Annotated in this window: 17 protein-coding genes; all 17 read left to right on the top strand. The window is 45.4% G+C overall.

What is annotated here, in order from left to right:
• The first annotated feature begins 5 nt into the window (after window positions 1-5).
• A complete protein-coding gene (locus C2M32_RS11410) occupies window positions 6-323 on the top strand; it encodes a hypothetical protein (RefSeq protein WP_105168536.1) in 318 nt (105 codons plus the stop codon).
• 9 nt (window positions 324-332) lie between these two features.
• Window positions 333-1,811, top strand: coding sequence for a hypothetical protein (locus tag C2M32_RS11405; protein ID WP_105168535.1), 1,479 nt, complete (start codon window positions 333-335; stop codon window positions 1,809-1,811).
• A 17-nt stretch (window positions 1,812-1,828) separates the two neighbouring features.
• On the top strand, window positions 1,829-2,266 hold the full coding sequence (locus C2M32_RS11400) for a hypothetical protein (protein ID WP_105168534.1): 438 nt from the start codon (window positions 1,829-1,831) through the stop codon (window positions 2,264-2,266).
• A 787-nt stretch (window positions 2,267-3,053) separates the two neighbouring features.
• On the top strand, window positions 3,054-3,944 hold the full coding sequence (locus tag C2M32_RS11395; protein ID WP_105168533.1) for a baseplate assembly protein: 891 nt from the start codon (window positions 3,054-3,056) through the stop codon (window positions 3,942-3,944).
• A complete protein-coding gene (locus C2M32_RS11390) occupies window positions 3,944-4,792 on the top strand; it encodes a phage tail protein I (RefSeq protein ID WP_105168532.1) in 849 nt (282 codons plus the stop codon). The genes C2M32_RS11395 and C2M32_RS11390 overlap by 1 nt, the downstream gene beginning before the upstream one ends.
• Window positions 4,792-5,352, top strand: coding sequence for a phage tail-collar fiber domain-containing protein (locus C2M32_RS11385; protein ID WP_105168531.1), 561 nt, complete (start codon window positions 4,792-4,794; stop codon window positions 5,350-5,352). The genes C2M32_RS11390 and C2M32_RS11385 overlap by 1 nt, the downstream gene beginning before the upstream one ends.
• 13 nt (window positions 5,353-5,365) lie before the next feature.
• Window positions 5,366-6,190 carry a hypothetical protein gene (locus C2M32_RS11380; RefSeq protein ID WP_105168530.1) on the top strand — a complete coding sequence of 275 codons (825 nt, stop codon included), beginning with the start codon at window positions 5,366-5,368 and terminating at the stop codon, window positions 6,188-6,190.
• A 5-nt stretch (window positions 6,191-6,195) separates the two neighbouring features.
• Window positions 6,196-6,396: a hypothetical protein gene (locus tag C2M32_RS11375; RefSeq protein ID WP_105168529.1), complete on the top strand. Its 201-nt coding sequence runs from the start codon at window positions 6,196-6,198 to the stop codon at window positions 6,394-6,396.
• An 83-nt stretch (window positions 6,397-6,479) separates the two neighbouring features.
• A complete protein-coding gene (locus C2M32_RS11370) occupies window positions 6,480-7,088 on the top strand; it encodes a hypothetical protein (RefSeq protein WP_105168528.1) in 609 nt (202 codons plus the stop codon).
• Window positions 7,078-7,758 (top strand): phage baseplate assembly protein V, encoded by a 681-nt coding sequence (locus tag C2M32_RS11365; protein ID WP_105168527.1) that lies wholly within the window; start codon window positions 7,078-7,080, stop codon window positions 7,756-7,758. Before C2M32_RS11370 ends, C2M32_RS11365 begins: the two co-directional genes overlap by 11 nt.
• Window positions 7,759-7,761: 3 nt before the next feature.
• Window positions 7,762-8,061, top strand: coding sequence for a PAAR domain-containing protein (locus tag C2M32_RS11360; protein WP_105168526.1), 300 nt, complete (start codon window positions 7,762-7,764; stop codon window positions 8,059-8,061).
• Window positions 8,062-8,077: 16 nt separating this feature from the next.
• Window positions 8,078-8,413 (top strand): GPW/gp25 family protein, encoded by a 336-nt coding sequence (locus C2M32_RS11355; protein WP_070990891.1) that lies wholly within the window; start codon window positions 8,078-8,080, stop codon window positions 8,411-8,413.
• Window positions 8,414-8,502: 89 nt separating this feature from the next.
• Window positions 8,503-9,837 carry a phage tail sheath subtilisin-like domain-containing protein gene (locus tag C2M32_RS11350; RefSeq protein ID WP_105168525.1) on the top strand — a complete coding sequence of 445 codons (1,335 nt, stop codon included), beginning with the start codon at window positions 8,503-8,505 and terminating at the stop codon, window positions 9,835-9,837.
• Window positions 9,837-10,346 (top strand): phage major tail tube protein, encoded by a 510-nt coding sequence (locus C2M32_RS11345; RefSeq protein ID WP_083330482.1) that lies wholly within the window; start codon window positions 9,837-9,839, stop codon window positions 10,344-10,346. Before C2M32_RS11350 ends, C2M32_RS11345 begins: the two co-directional genes overlap by 1 nt.
• Before the next feature lie 6 nt (window positions 10,347-10,352).
• Window positions 10,353-10,610 (top strand): phage tail assembly protein, encoded by a 258-nt coding sequence (locus tag C2M32_RS11340; protein ID WP_105168524.1) that lies wholly within the window; start codon window positions 10,353-10,355, stop codon window positions 10,608-10,610.
• Window positions 10,611-10,900: 290 nt separating this feature from the next.
• A complete protein-coding gene (locus C2M32_RS11335) occupies window positions 10,901-14,164 on the top strand; it encodes a hypothetical protein (protein ID WP_105168523.1) in 3,264 nt (1,087 codons plus the stop codon).
• Window positions 14,157-14,603 carry a phage tail protein gene (locus C2M32_RS11330; protein ID WP_070990887.1) on the top strand — a complete coding sequence of 149 codons (447 nt, stop codon included), beginning with the start codon at window positions 14,157-14,159 and terminating at the stop codon, window positions 14,601-14,603. Before C2M32_RS11335 ends, C2M32_RS11330 begins: the two co-directional genes overlap by 8 nt.
• The last annotated feature ends 2 nt before the right edge of the window (window positions 14,604-14,605 follow it).

Genomic DNA, 14,605 nt, shown 5'->3' with positions numbered 1-14,605 from the left:
CGTTTATGAGTGTTGAAATTAACACACCTCACCGTTCGTACCCTCTGCCACACCAAAGCAACTTACTCGAGCAAGATGTTTTAAGGCTGATCAGCGCACTTGGTAAAATTGATGAGGATATGGCTGATCAGATACAGGCAATAGCTTTGCAACAAAGCGCGTTACAAGTACAGCAGCAGAAACTGGAGCAACAAAAACTCGATACCACCGAAGCTTTGGCGGCAATTGCACAAACCATGAGTGACCAGCAGGCAGAACATGCTCAGTTGCATCGCAAACAAAAAATCAATCACCTACTAGGTGAGTCTTTATACCCACTCTAAGAGGATATTATGGCAACCATCAATAACGCCATTCAGGAAATGGTCGACCATTTAGTGACCAAAATGCGCAGTAATGAAAAACTCAGCGCGGAAGAGCAAACCTTAGTCAGCAATGCTATTCAAAAATTGGGCAGCAGCGCTAACCTAGAAGCGGCCATTCTAGCTGTGGCAGAAGGGCATTTGGATGACGCGACCAATGCGCTACAACAAGTCACCGATGTAGTAAAAAGTGACATCACCGCGGCGAAAAACAGTGTTGTTGACGCTTCCTCCACATTAGTCAGTAACGCACAAAAGTTGGCGCAATTGGATGAAGTCACGCCATTGGTCAAGGAAATACAAGATAAACAAAAGTTACAAGAGGCGAAAAGAGAGAAATCACTTTTTGCGATACGGTCTATTGAAACGCCTGGCGGTAACGGTAACTTTTCCCGTTCAACGGCTGTAATGGCTATCTATGACAGTAATGGTGAGACATATCTGACTCGACCTAGCTACACATACAATAGCGCAGAACAAGCCAGCAAGTTGCAGCATGTAAAACTTGATGCTAGTGGTAATCAAACTGTACTACGTAGTAGCCTTGTTAATGCTAGTAATTTTCAGCAAAATCCTTCGTCGTATACTTACTATTACAGTACGAGTGCGCTGGTACCCTTAGGTTTGAAAGAAGAGCCAGATAATATTGCTTATGAAGTAGTTTACAGTAATCAAAAATCACAAAATGCGGCTATTACTGAGTATGCAGGTATATTTGTAAATGGTCAGGGTTATGAGACCAGAACCCTGCCAGAACAAAACCTAAATGCTACCGATCAGTTCGGTATTGAAACCATGACCAGCCATAAACATGATGAAGTTGCGGTACTGTACGACAACACTAAGCATTGCCTAGTGATGGTGGAAGCGACCACCAATCTGATTGTAGAGAAGTATCGCAATGGCAATATCATTACCGGTATCGGGATTGCCAACTCCAATGAGCTACAAGAATATGTAGATAGCGGCAATTTTACGACGCTGGTTTTTATGGACAATCATCTGCCTCATCCGGTGGGAGTTATTCGTGGTTCGCAAAACGAAGGGACTATGAGTTCACAAGCTCTCAACTATGAAGGGTTTTTTGGTGTAATTGATGGTGAGGTGAAGTTAGGAAAAGGTAGATACAGTGCACATTACCGCTTTACTGAAAATAGAACCCTTGAGCCACTGAACTACACGTTTGTTTCAAACTCCGATGATAGCTGGCAGCACGGTACCTACGGAACCACAAATGGTGAAGGGGAAGTCACAGTGTTATTGGAATCCGTCTCTGGTGAAATTTTAGGCACATATAGCTACCGCTCTAAATCGGATGTCGGTGGGAAAACTTCGGGACTTATGCCAACAGCCATTATGGCGATCAATCCATATTCGCATGTAGGCTTATTAAATGAGTTTACGGTGAGTGGTTACTATGGTCTTGGCAGAACGTTTAGAGCCATTTAAATTACAAGGAGTTTAATATGAACAGTTATTATGATGCTCAAAAAGGCATGTATATAGATGGTAGTTTTTGGCTGGTACACCCTGATACAGGTGAGCGCTGGAATGACAGTACAGCACAAGCGTATTTAGCTAATAGCCAGTCTAGTGACGCAGAGCAGCAAAAATTGCAATTCCTTAAAGAGCAAAAAGTGGCCGAGGTAAAACGTCTGACTTATCGTCGTTTAACTACCGAGCAATGGCAACTGGAAAGAGCACAAGAGCGTTTAGAAGTTGCCAAATTGGCTCAAGACAGTGCACGAGTCGCGTCTGCCACAGAGGTATTGTCTAACGTGCTGGCTTATCGAGAGTCATTACGCCAAGCCAGTAACGACGCAGAAGCACATATTATGCAGATGTCGTCGTTAGAGGAGCTAAGCAATTACCATTATAAGCTGGATGAGTTTGCCGAGGAATAAGGTCTAGAAACACTAATTAGTGTGAACCGGACAGCATTGACCTGTTTTAACTCCTAAAAATCAGTAAGATACACATATGCTGATTAATCAACTCAATTGAGAGATGAGTTACTTAGCAAACACAATCCCAACTTGCCCTAAAAGCCTGCTTCTTTAAGCAGGCTTTTTTATTAGCAAAAATAATGGGGCATGTTTACATACCTAGCGGCTGCTACAATGAAGTCTCTAGGTATGTGGCCAAGCAGCCTAACGATGAGCTGGGCTTGCTGAAACACTAAGTTATGAGCATAGTTTCTCGCTAAGCGATTAGTGACAGTGCGAGCCTTAATTTAAATAGTTCGTACCGGACAGCATTGACCTGTTTTAACTCCTAAAAATCAGTAAGATACACATATGCTGATTAATCATCTCAATGGCGAGATGAGTTACTTAGCAAGTACAGTCCCATTTTTGCATTAACAGCCTGCTTCATTAAGCAGGCTTTTTTATTGGCAAAGTGAAAAAGGTTGCGACAGTAAGCATTGAGGTTGGAATTAGTTTCACGTGTGATGAAACTTTTCTACCGTGTCATGCACTAACTTGTTATGAGTAACGAGATGAACACATTTAAGTGTTTTAAAGAGGGCAGCATTGACCTGTTTAAAACCATAAAAATCAGTAAGATACACATATACTGAATGATTAACTAAATGCTTCTCTACAGCGTTTGGTTACAACAAGCTCCATTATCCAAGCAAATTGGCCTGCACTTCGGTGCAGGCTTTTTTATTGGCCTCAGAGGTACTTTATGCGCGTTTTTAATTTATTAGATATGTCCAAGGTGCCACTACCTGACACCATTACAGAGCTGGATTTTGAACACAAGCTTGCAAAGCTTAAAGAAAAGCTATTATCGCATTACCCTCAGTATACAGAGGCATTGGGCCTTGAGTCTGAGCCGATGCTAGTGATGTTAGAAATGATGGCATATCAGCAGCTTCTGTTTGATGGCAAACTCAATGATGCCGTCAAAGGTAATATGCTCGCCAGTGCCAAAGGGAACGACTTGGACGCCATCGCCGCACGCTACAACTTAGCGCGACAAGATGACGAAACCGATGAGCGCTTTAAACGCCGTATTCAAATGGTCTTTGAAGGGCTAAACACAGCAGGTAGTAAGCAGGCGTATCAGTTTCATGCACTCTCAGCAGACTCCAGAGTAAAGGATGTTTACGTCGCAAGTCCTGAGCCGTGTGATATTCATCTCACGATTTTAAGTCATGAACAACACGGTCAACCATCCACCGAACTGTTAAATACATTGCATAAATACTTTGGGTTAAATGCGGATGGCAGTATGAGTAATCATGCTTCTAAAGTGAGACCGCTCGGCGACAGAGTAACAATAGCAGGCCCAGCAACGAAAGAATTTGCACTGGAAGTCGCCATAAATATTGCACCAGGCCCCGCCGCGTCGGTTGTGGAACAGACTGTGAAAACAGCATTAAATCAATATTTGGCTCAGCAAAGTTTACTGGGAAGAGATATTAACCAAATGGGACTGTTTGCAGCGCTTAACCAAAGCGGTGTGGAAAGTGGTCGCATTATAAGCCCAACTGAGGATATTCAGGTGGCAGCCAATGAAGTGGCACTATGCACAAGCATTACCGTTCATGCGGCGGTGGTTGAGGATGCGTAATGGATCATTTTGAAAACTTACCAAAGTTACTCCCAAGTAGTGCCAGCCAATTATTACAGGCTTTGACTCAGTTATTGACCTATCCGGATAAAACCGAGCTGTTGCATGACATTTGGCATCCGCAAAAATGTCCCGCGCAGCTATTACCTTGGCTGGCATGGTCGCTATCTGTCGATGATTGGAACGACGCTTGGAGTGAAAAAAATAAGCGCCAAGTGATTGCTGATGCTTTTGAAGTACATCGTTATAAAGCCACGCCCTATGCGCTTAAAAAAGCGTTAGATAGCTTAGGTATTGAAACGGATATTCAAGAATGGTGGCAAAGTGAAGGTGCCAAGCGCGGTACGGTAATTGTACACGCATTAGTGAACCAGAACTTGGACAGCAATGAGCAGGGATTGCTTACTAAAGCCATGTTGGAACAGGTCAAACGCATTGTTGATACGGCAAAGCGTGCCGCAGTACATGTTGAGGTTCAACTTGGTATTTCGTTAAAAGAATCTTTTGGAACTGGGTTGTTTAGTGGTGCAAGGATTGGACTCGCCCGCAAGGATGGGGCATTTAACGGGGTTCGTCCAGATAGCATTGCACTTAAAGCTGGCGCATCTATAGCGACCCAGCATGGTCTTGCAAGCTTAGATAAACACACTCAATTCCAAGGGGTTACACCGGAACAAGCGCATGGAAAAACAGCGGTTGTATTGGCAGGAAAAAGTGCTTTGGCTCGCTGTGAATATCAGGCCGGTTGGTTGGGGTTGGCACCAGAGCCCGCTGCAATTTCTCAGGGGATTTCTGCGCTATTAACACGTATTCAGTTTAACCATTTAACCTTACAAGGAGCGACTTAATGTCAGCACTAACCTTGCAGTTTACGCAAGCCGGTCTTGATGCTTTGCTCAGTGCCACGCAACGCGGATTCAAAGGCAAAATCAGTCACATGGCTTTTGGTGATGCAGCCTATACACCCACCAAAACACAAACCGCACTGAAAGGCGAAAAAGAGCGGGTCGCCATTGTTGATACCGATTACAGCGAGGGCGAAAGCAGCAGTTTGAAAATAGCCGCTAAATTCGATGCACCTTTGGAGTACGCCATTCGCGAAATTGGGGTGTTTATTGAGTCACCCGATTATAACGGTGAAGGTGAGCCCGAACTCATTTTGCTCGGTGTGTACTCACAAGAAAACACTACTTTAGGTTATCGCACCCCAGATGTAAAAGTGTTGCAGTGGCTCACTTTATCACTGGCGCAAATTCCATCAGACAGTGTGGAAGTCAAAGTGGGTGTCGATAACCTCAATATCATTGTGGACAGAGAGCTTGCCGATATGGCGTTGGTACAGCTTAACACCATGCAACGTCAAATCGAACAAGAGCTGCGTTTAGTGGCTTTAGAGCAAGCTCAATAACTTAGGAGTGATCATGTCAGAACAAGAGAAAACCATGACACAGCGTTTAACCGATGTGGTAACCGCTGCCGATAGTTTGACCCAAACTGTGCAAAACCAAATTGGGCAAATTAATAGTACCGTTAGTGCCAAGATGGGTGAGGTTGAATCTACCGTAACTTCCACGATTAACAAACTAGAAGAGAAGTCGTCTGCGCTTTCGAATGATATTGCAGGCTTTATTGATAGTCGATTTCGAACTGAGTTGCCTTTTTTCAGAGCAACACGCAATCAAGAGTTGAAAATTAATGGAAGTTTGACACCTGGAACTAAAGGGATCCCTGATGGTTTTGGTTGCCGTAATACCGCTCACTATGAGTGTGAAATTGTTGCTTATTCACAACATGGAACTGAAGCTGAAGACAAAGATCCTGAAATACAGGCTATGTATAGGGATATAAAAGGCGGTGTTCCTAAATATAATCAGCCTGACTTCGCAATAGTTAGAGTAAAAGCATTAGAAGTAGATGACTATCCAGATTTTTCTAATGCTTATTCGATTTACCAAGGAGGGCTACCACAGAATGTGCCTTTTACTCATGGCGGCTGGATAAAAGCTGAGCAAGGTAGGGTTCGCTTTACTTATCCTTTGGATCAGTATGAAGTCCCAGTCGATGGTAAGTGGCATGAAGTAACGCGGCACGAAAATATGCCTAATGGTGGGGCAAACTACAACTTTGGACCTCACATATACTTGGAAAAAGGAGCCAGCTGCTTGATTGCTCTTCCTGGTGTTACTTTTGGTAAGGTGCCAAAAGGTAAGTGGGGCTATTTTGAAAAACCACAATTTGAAAGGTGATTATAATGGTTGAACAATTAGTAAAAAAGACAGATGAGCTGGGAGGAGAGCGTTCTCAGTATGATATCGATAATGACTTACGTCACTATTTGTACAAAACCGATTGGTACGTAATAAGAGAAGTTGAAACTGGTAAAGCTATTCCAGCTGATGTTAAGCAACTTAGAGAGCTCGCCAGAGCTGAGATAAAAGTTCAAGCTATCTAACCCTCTTCGGGCACATCGTCCGCCGTTAATCCTCCAGCCATTGTTTATTTTAAAAGGCTGAGCATTTATATCAGAGAATCACTATGAATCATCGCAGTACCCTAGTTGAAAAGGTGCTTGAGTACCTGACGTCTGGATTACAGGGCGTCGCACAGGTGGGTTTGATAAAACCTGTTATGCCTTATCCAGACTTAACCCAAGTGGCGCAGCTGTGTGTCACACTGGTATCAGAACGTCAAGCCAGTGAGTTGCAAAGTACAGGTGCCGCCTCAGGTGTCACTTATGGGCCCACGTCAAATAAGAACTTAAGCCCAAATCCACTCGACAGACGAGTGCTGAAATTGCAACTAGATATCGAAGCTGAAGATGCCGATAACATCGCGCTACTAAAGCGGTTAGACGGGGTGATTGATAGCAGTGAAGCGCTGATGCAGGCAGACGATGTGCCCGTTCCTTGGCAACACTTTGTCGCTCATAGCGGCGAGTTTGCATTTACCAAACAAAGCGACACCACGATAGGTAAGGCTAAGCTGGTTTGGGAGTTTTACTATCAAGTTGAGCTTCCTGAAGAAGCACCAGGTCCTGTGATAACCGATGTATATCTAGGCCCACACGGTGGAGAACATCATCATGTGGCTACCGTGAATGCCGAAGGTGAAGTGGTCATCGCGGAGGTGGAAAATGCAGGCTAACCCTCTACAAGGTAATCTGGCACAGGCAGATATGCAAAGCCGTTTGGCTAAGCTTATCTCACTTGGCACTGTGAATGAGGTGGATTACGAAAAGGCCAAAGTACGTGTGAAAATTGGTAGCTGGTTAACAACTTGGCTCCCTTGGCTGACTAATCAGGCATTTAACGACTTAACTTGGCAAGCGCCAGAGGTGGGTGAACAGGTCATGGTACTTGCCCCTTGTGGTGATTTAGCACAAGGCGTGGTGCTTGGCAGCTTGTATCAAAATGGCCATAACTTAGAAAGTGTGGCCAGTGATGTGGGCAAGGATGAACGGGTCAATGTACAACGTACCAAATATCAGGATGGTTCCATGGTGGAATATGACCGCAAGAAGCACCAATACCTGATAGACGTTAAGGAAGATACCGCGGTTATCAAGCTCAAGTCTGCCAAAGACATTATTTTAGAATGTGATAACGACTTAAACATCACAGTCAAAAACAACGCCACCGTTAATGTAACGGGGAATGCCACGGTCAATGCTGACAAGAATATTGCAGTAACGGCCGCAGATAACCTCAGTTTAAAGGGTAAAACCCTTGACCTTGAAGCGACTGGTGGTGATTTAACGGTTAAAGCATCGGCTACGCTCAAACTCAACGGTAGTAAGATCAGCGCTCAGGAGTAAGTTATGCCGGCAATTTCAGTTGATGCCCACATCACAGACTTACACGTGGGCTTTTTACCCGGTTCCATCAGTGCGTCGCAAACCAGCTTTACCGTGGCGGGAAAACCGGTATTGCGACAGGGCGACTCAATAAGCACGCATAATCTAGCTGCTGATCCTAAAGTAAAACATGTCGGTGCGACGGTTGCGCAAGGAGCTGGCAGTTTTACTATCGCAGGGAAGGCGGTTGCGCGTCTTGGCGACCCCACCAGTTGTGGTGGCAAAATCGCACTAGGAGTCGGTAGTTTCACAGTCGGTGGTTAATGCAAAAGGTTACAAAATGATAGGCATGAATGCTCAAACGGGTCGGCCGCTCTCGGGCGTTGACCATCTAAAACAAAGTATTCGGGACATAGTCACAACGCCGCTTGGCAGTCGCGTCATGCGGCGTGACTATGGGTGTGGTTTATTCGACTTACTCGACAGCCCATTTTCCAGTTCTTTGGTGGGAGATATCACTCTGGCGATTTCAGAGGGATTGGAAAAATGGGAGCCTCGCTTTCGTCTTGAATCGGTTGCCGTGCATCCAGCCGGCAGCGGTAAGTTGTCTATAGATATTAATGGTTTGTATTTAATTAATGGCGAACCAGTAATCATTGAAGGCATACAAGTGTAACAACACAAAACTCTTATTTTTTAAATCTTAAAACCACGCTAAGCGTGGTTTTTTTGTTTCTAACTGACATACCCTTAAAGGAGAATCATATGTCACAATTTCTACATGGTGTAGAGGTGATCGAGGCGCAATCAGGCACTCGTCCAATCAAAACAGTAAAAAGCTCAGTAATTGGCTTAGTAGGTACAGCGCCATTCGCTGACGAAGAAGCGTTTCCACTTAATACACCTGTATTAATTGCAGGTAAACGAGCAGAAGCCGCGAAATTAGTAAGCCCAAGCAATGCTGATTTCAAAGCGCGTTTAGCGACATTACGTGCTGCTGCAGAAGCAGAAGCGGTTGCAGCTCACAAAGCGGCAAATGGTGATGTTGAACCAACGGCTGACGAGTTAGCAGCGATTCAGGAAAAAGTTGAGAAAACAGTCACCGACGTTGAGTATGGCCTTAAGGGTTCATTAGTTCCTGCGATTGACGGTATTTTCGACCAAGCTGGCGCTGTTGTGATTGTGGTACGTGTTGCTGATGGTGACGAAGCAACTGTGACTAACAACATCATCGGTGGTGTTGATAGCGATGGCGCTTACACAGGTATGCAGGCACTACTAGGTGCTGAGTCAGTCGTGGGTGTTGCTCCTCGTATTCTAATCGCCCCAGGTTACACGCACCAGAAGAACGGTACTGAGAAGAACCCAGTAGTTTCTAACATGGTTACAGTTGCAGAGCGTTTACGCGCTGTGATTATCGCTGATGGCCCAAGTACAGACGACAACGCAGCAAAAGCATATCGTAAAGACTTCGGCTCACGCCGTGTGTTTGTGGTTGACCCTGCGGTTAAAGTATTCCGTGACGGTAAATCTGTGGTTGAACCGGCTAGTTCACGTGTTGCGGGTATGATTGCAAAATCAGACAACGACCGTGGTTTCTGGTGGAGCCCAAGTAACACTAACATGAATGGTATCGTAGCGACTGAACGTCCAATCGACTTCCAGTTAGGTGATGCTAACGCTCGTGCTAACTTACTGAACGAAAACGAAGTTGCGACGATTATCCGTCAAAATGGCTTCAAGTTATGGGGTAACCGCACGTGTTCTGACGACCCTAAATGGGCGTTCCTGTCTGTGGTTCGTACAGCGGACATGATCAACGACTCATTACTACGTGCTCACATGTGGGCGGTAGACCGTAACATCACAAAAACTTACATCGAAGATGTGACGCAAAGCGTACAGTCATACCTTGATAGCTTAAAAGCGCAAGGTGCGATTATCGGCGGTCAAATCTGGGCTGATGCAGACCTGAACACACCTGAAAACATTCAGGCAGGTAAAGTGTACTTTAGCTTCGACTTTACACCACCAACACCTGCTGAGCACATCACCTTCAAGAGCATTCTTACCAACAACTACCTAGAGGAAATCGTATAATGGCAATGTCTCCTAAAATCTTAAAAAAATTCAAGCTATTCGTTGATGGTAAAGGCTACCTAGGTATTGCTGACGAAATCACGTTGCCAAAAGTAACAGTGAAAACACGCGAAGTAACCTCAGGTTTCCAAGCGCCAATCGAACTTGATGTAGGCCAGCTTGAAAAGCTTGAAGGCTCAGTAACACTACTTGAGTACAACGCTGACATGATGAAGCTACTAGGTGACTGGAGTGGTAAAACAACACCACTAACAGCACGTGGTGCGATTCAAGCACAAGGCGAAGAGCCTGTGCCAGTGAAAGTGACTCTAGAAGGCTTCTTCAAAGAAGTTGATATGGGCAACTGGAAAGACGGCGAAGAAGCGAAATTGACGCTTCAATACGCGGTTCAAAAATACAAGCTAGAAATTGGTCAGGATGTTATCTACGACATCGACCTACAAAACGACACTCGTATTATCAACGGTAAAGATCAAATGGCACTTCTACGTGCTGCAATTGGAGCTTAATAAATTATGACAGATATCATTAAACTGAACTTCCCAGTCACGGTCGATGCGCATGAGTATGCAGAACTAAAGATGAGACGACCAAAAGTACGTGATCGTTTAATGGTGGACAAAACAGATTTGAGTGAATCAGAGAGCGAAATTCGCTACTTCTCGAATTTGTGTGAAGTTTCTCCAGACGTGATTGAAGAACTTGACTGGAGCGACTTTGTCAAGTTACGAGAAAAGCTACAGGCTTTTCTCGTATCCCGCCCAAGCGCTTAAAAGCCATGGTTATTGCCCTCGCTAAATATACTGGGTGGGGCCTAAACGAGTTAAACGCGCTGACCGAGCCTGAGCTATGCGAATGGTTCGAGGCAGCCGTTGAATACAAACAATCCACAGAGGCAGGGTAACCCCTGCCTTTTTTGTACGGCAAATAACATTGCTTAGTGTTATTTGCCGTACAAAATACAAACACCACGCCTGTCACTGCACACCATCCCTCCTTTGGTAATCAATGCAGAGTTATCACAGGCACTTCGCTCACTTCTATGTATTTCTCAGGTATTGCTATGACATTTGTGGATCCTTCCGATCAAAATCGCGCCACACAACAGGGTGCATCAACTTTGCAGGGAACTGCTGAAAATAAAGTGAAAAACAAGCTGCCAAAAATTCAGCCATATGAAGATATTAGCGCCAGTGCCGAATTGCTTGGACAGGTGATGCAACAGCTTCAATCGCAAGCGCTGGCTTTTGACAGCAAACCCCTTGAATCACTACTTGGCTTACTTGCCACGTTCAACGTTAATGATTTGCTTGCAAACCATATTACCGACCTGCGTGCGCATTTGTTGGAGTTGAACGCGGCTTTAGAGGTGAGTGCAAGTTCATCAGCTGTAAATATCACGAGTCCTTCGCAACAAACACCGATTGCCAGCAATACAGGGCGTGATAACGCGGCAAATGTAGAAGCTGGTTTGTTGAATGTTGAAGAGTCCGTGGTACGCCAGCTTGGTACACAAAGTATCATGAGCGAGAACCTAGTTTCAGTACAAGCCAGTACGCTTGGTTTGCTCAAAGCGATAGATGTTGAATCTCTGGATGACAGCCTAACATCGTTGGACTGGTCTATCGGTGCAGTTACTCATTCGATTGAGCAGCTCTCCAATGAGTTACCAAGTGGCGTAGAGGAGGGGGTCGGCAATGCGATACGAGAGTTACTTGATACGGTTGCAAGCCTCAAAGTAAAAGGTGTTAGTACACAACAAATAAACAAGGTAACAAAGCAGGCTGCGGCAAGCACAACCGCTCAAAACCAGCAGATGGCTGACAATAAAGGCCCAGCGCCAGACAAACTTAAGCCGGCCGTGCCTTCTGCGAATAAGCTGATTGCCAAAACAGTGGCTAATCCAATTTTTGACAAGGGCAAAGCATCTAAAATTAGTACAGCGCTGCACGATAAGCCGCTTGGTAAAAACAAACGAGCTGGTAAAAAACGAGGCGCCGTACAAACACAAACTCAGGTGTCTAAAAAACAGGCATCCAGCAAGCTGCCAGCAGTCAATCAGCTGAATATGCAAGCTGTTGCTGAGGGCGATTTGGCTTCAATTTTAGAGCTGGCGCCACAGCTGTTAAAAGCCGCTAACCTCAAAGGTCCAGCAAAGGCGTTGAAAACCGCAATGCCGGCGCTTAAGCAATTAGATTTGCAAGGTATCGCATCCGGAGACTTATCTTCGGTATTGGATGCAGGTCCTGATTTACTTAAAGCGGCCAATTTAAAAGGCCCAGCTAAAGCGCTGAAAACCGCAATGCCGGCGCTTAAGCAATTAGATTTGCAAGGTATTGCATCGGGAGATTTATCTTCGGTATTGGATGCCGGTCCTGATTTACTCAAAGCGGCCAATTTAAAAGGCCCAGCCAAAGCGCTGAAAACCGCGATGCCGGCGCTTAAGCAATTAGATTTGCAAGGTATTGCATCGGGAGATTTATCTTCGGTATTGGATGCAGGTCCTGATTTACTCAAAGCGGCTAATTTAAAAGGCCCAGCTAAGGCGCTGAAAACCGCAATGCCGGCGCTTAAGCAATTAGATTTGCAAGGTATTGCATCGGGAGATTTATCTTCGCTATTGGATGCCGGTCCTAATTTACTTAAAGCGGCTAATTTAAAAGGCCCAGCTAAGGCGCTGAAAACCGCAATGCCAGCACTGAAGCAATTAGATTTGCAAGGTATTGCATCGGGAGATTTATCTTCGCTATTGGATGCAGGTCCTGATTTACTTAAAGCGGCTAATTTAAAAGGCCCAGCTAAGGCGCTGAAAACAGCGTTACCGGGCTTAAAACAATTAGACTTGCAGGGCATTGCGGCTGGAGACATGTCATCGCTGTTAGATGCAGGTCCAGATTTACTTAAGGCGGCAAACCTGCAAGGTCCAGCAGATGCACTTAAAAAGTCCATACCCGCACTGAAGCAGCTAGACATGAAAGGCATCATGGATGGTGACCTTCAATCATTGGTCAAAGCGGGCCCTGATCTTCTTAACTCGTTCGGTCTAAACGATGCGGCTTCCGTTTTTGAAAAACACGCTTCTGCCATTGGCAAGCTTGATTTCAAAGGGATCCTAAATGGTGACTTATCATCGATAGGCGATGCCGCAACTGACTTCTTTGAGAACTTAGGCAGCGATGACGCGCCAGAAGAGCAAAAAGATAAGCCAAAAAAAGGGAAAAAGCGTAATAGAAAACGCAATAAAGCAAAACGCAAAGGGACTAAAAATCGTCAGTCTCAGCCGCGTAGCAATACCCAACCATGGGTAAAAGACGCACAGGATGATACTGAACACAATTTGTCCAATAAGCATAAAGGTAAACCTGCACAATCACCAAAACCCGCGCTAAAGGTATTGGAAGGAGGCCGCAAAGATAACGCCAAGCAAGCCGCTGCGTCGAATAAGTCTCAGTCAGCGAGCCAAGCGAAACTAGGTAAAGGCGTCGCCGCGAATGACCCAGTTTTTGGTGGTAACAAGCAGGCTAAGCCTAAAGTGGGTGGTTTTGTTAAGAGATTAATGAAAAACCCGCTAGCCAAAACATTAGGTCGATTTACTGGCCCGCTTAGAGCCATTATGAGCGCTGCGGATATTGGCGGTACATTGGCCGATGATAGCCTAAGCAAACGCGAGAAATCGCAGCAAATTGGTTCTGCAGCAGGTGGTGCCGGTGGCGCGCTCGCAGGAGCTGCGGCAGGGGCTGCCATTGGTTCAATCATTCCAGGTGTGGGCACGTTGATTGGCGGTGCGATTGGTGGCGCAATTGGTTCGTTTGGAGGTGAGTCATTAGGTGGCTTCTTAGGCGATTGGTTTGGTAGCTCGCTCGAAGATAGTGATGCAAAACAATCAGCAGCTCAGCAAACTGATGCAGCGACAACGCACGCGTTAACGATTGCCAACGTAGATGCTTCTTTGGGCGGTGCGGCCAACGATCCAAGCTTTGAGCAGGGAAGTTCGCATAACGCTCTGGCGAAGAGTCGTTCTCATAGTGCAAAGGCAAGCCAAAAATTAGCGCCAGCACAACAACTTGCCGACGAACAGCAGGCGGATATGTTGGCGAGCAATCCAAGTGATCTCAATACGCTAGGGCAAAAAACGACTAGCGATAAATCACCAGCGCAGCATGTAAACAGTAGCGTTACCGTGAATGCCAATATTACGGTCAATGCGACACCAGAGATGTCGGCATTGGATATTGCTGAGCAAATCAAGCAAGTTCTTGAGGAAAAACAACAGCAAGCACAGCGTGATATGCGCTTGCGATATATTGATGAGGTAGCTAATGGCTAAAGTAAGTCACGCGTCACATATGATGCAACTGGGGGACTATAAGTTCTCGGTGAGCAGTGCGGCGTTTAGCAAATTATCTTACGCGACGGAGTATCGCTGGAAAACCCAAGACTCTCAAACAGAAGGTAAAAGCCCAGTCCAGCAGTTTGTTGGAGTGGGGGCACAGACTATCAATTTAGATGGCACGATTTATCCCCAGCTCGTCAAAGATGGGCTCCATCAAGTGGATAACATGAGAGCTGAAGCGGCGAAGGGCAAACCGCTTACGCTTGGCTATGTGAAAGTAAATGGTAAGTCTGATGCTTCCGTGGGCAGGATCTTAGGGAAATGGATCATTAAATCAATCAATGAGGAGCGTTCATTATTTCTCAATGATGGTATTCCCAGAGAAATCCAATTTCAAATGACCTTAGATCGTTACGACGGCAATACCAAGTAAGG

It is taken from the genome of Pseudoalteromonas sp. T1lg23B (assembly GCF_002964665.1).
Lineage (GTDB): Bacteria > Pseudomonadota > Gammaproteobacteria > Enterobacterales > Alteromonadaceae > Pseudoalteromonas.
Note: the sequence above shows the minus strand (reverse complement) of the source record. Positions and strands in the feature narration are given on the sequence as shown.

Bases quoted from the DNA above. Each gene is read 5' to 3' on its own strand.
- C2M32_RS11375 (WP_105168529.1), top strand. From the start codon at position 6,196: ATGGTTGAACAATTAGTAAAAAAGACAGATGAGCTGGGAGGAGAGCGT.
- C2M32_RS11400 (WP_105168534.1), top strand. From the start codon at position 1,829: ATGAACAGTTATTATGATGCTCAAAAAGGCATGTATATAGATGGTAGT.
- C2M32_RS11365 (WP_105168527.1), top strand. From the start codon at position 7,078: ATGCAGGCTAACCCTCTACAAGGTAATCTGGCACAGGCAGATATGCAA.
- C2M32_RS11380 (WP_105168530.1), top strand. From the start codon at position 5,366: ATGTCAGAACAAGAGAAAACCATGACACAGCGTTTAACCGATGTGGTA.
- C2M32_RS11350 (WP_105168525.1), top strand. From the start codon at position 8,503: ATGTCACAATTTCTACATGGTGTAGAGGTGATCGAGGCGCAATCAGGC.
- C2M32_RS11355 (WP_070990891.1), top strand. From the start codon at position 8,078: ATGATAGGCATGAATGCTCAAACGGGTCGGCCGCTCTCGGGCGTTGAC.
- C2M32_RS11360 (WP_105168526.1), top strand. From the start codon at position 7,762: ATGCCGGCAATTTCAGTTGATGCCCACATCACAGACTTACACGTGGGC.
- C2M32_RS11340 (WP_105168524.1), top strand. From the start codon at position 10,353: ATGACAGATATCATTAAACTGAACTTCCCAGTCACGGTCGATGCGCAT.
- C2M32_RS11345 (WP_083330482.1), top strand. From the start codon at position 9,837: ATGGCAATGTCTCCTAAAATCTTAAAAAAATTCAAGCTATTCGTTGAT.
- C2M32_RS11335 (WP_105168523.1), top strand. From the start codon at position 10,901: ATGACATTTGTGGATCCTTCCGATCAAAATCGCGCCACACAACAGGGT.
- C2M32_RS11330 (WP_070990887.1), top strand. From the start codon at position 14,157: ATGGCTAAAGTAAGTCACGCGTCACATATGATGCAACTGGGGGACTAT.
- C2M32_RS11395 (WP_105168533.1), top strand. From the start codon at position 3,054: ATGCGCGTTTTTAATTTATTAGATATGTCCAAGGTGCCACTACCTGAC.
- C2M32_RS11385 (WP_105168531.1), top strand. From the start codon at position 4,792: ATGTCAGCACTAACCTTGCAGTTTACGCAAGCCGGTCTTGATGCTTTG.
- C2M32_RS11405 (WP_105168535.1), top strand. From the start codon at position 333: ATGGCAACCATCAATAACGCCATTCAGGAAATGGTCGACCATTTAGTG.
- C2M32_RS11390 (WP_105168532.1), top strand. From the start codon at position 3,944: ATGGATCATTTTGAAAACTTACCAAAGTTACTCCCAAGTAGTGCCAGC.
- C2M32_RS11410 (WP_105168536.1), top strand. From the start codon at position 6: ATGAGTGTTGAAATTAACACACCTCACCGTTCGTACCCTCTGCCACAC.
- C2M32_RS11370 (WP_105168528.1), top strand. From the start codon at position 6,480: ATGAATCATCGCAGTACCCTAGTTGAAAAGGTGCTTGAGTACCTGACG.